Source organism: Streptomyces sp. NRRL F-5755, assembly GCF_001279365.1.
In the GTDB taxonomy this organism is placed as follows: domain Bacteria; phylum Actinomycetota; class Actinomycetes; order Streptomycetales; family Streptomycetaceae; genus Streptomyces; species Streptomyces rimosus.
In genome coordinates this window covers 1-327 of the sequence record NZ_LGCW01000211.1, presented here as the reverse complement: position 1 = coordinate 327, position 327 = coordinate 1, and the positions used below count along the sequence as shown (strand labels likewise).

General features: G+C 67.0%; 1 protein-coding gene. It reads left to right on the top strand.

Annotation, left to right across the window (positions count from 1 at the left end; translation table 11 throughout):
* Positions 1–25: 25 nt before the first annotated feature.
* Positions 26–327: condensation domain-containing protein (locus tag ADK86_RS17855; RefSeq protein WP_324611399.1), on the top strand; the 302-nt coding region annotated here is incomplete at its 3' end.

The following is a 327-nucleotide window of genomic DNA, read 5'->3' as shown; positions in this document are numbered from 1 at the left end:
GTGCGGCGGGGATGAGTCGGTGTTGGTGGTGCTTGTGCATCACATCGCCGCTGATGGGTGGTCGTTGGGGCCGTTGTGGCGGGATGTGGTGGTGGCGTATGAGGCGCGGAGGGGTGGTGGTGCGCCTGAGTGGGACGCGTTGCCGGTGCAGTATGCGGATTTCGCGCTGTGGCAGATGTTGGACGACAGTGCGGGGCAGGCAGAGTTCTGGCGTACTGAACTGGCGGGTTTGCCGGGCGAGTTGGCGCTCCCGTATGACCGTCCGCGTCCTGCCGCTCCGGATCACCGGGGCGCGACGGTGCCGTTCCGCTGGGATGCGGAGTTGCA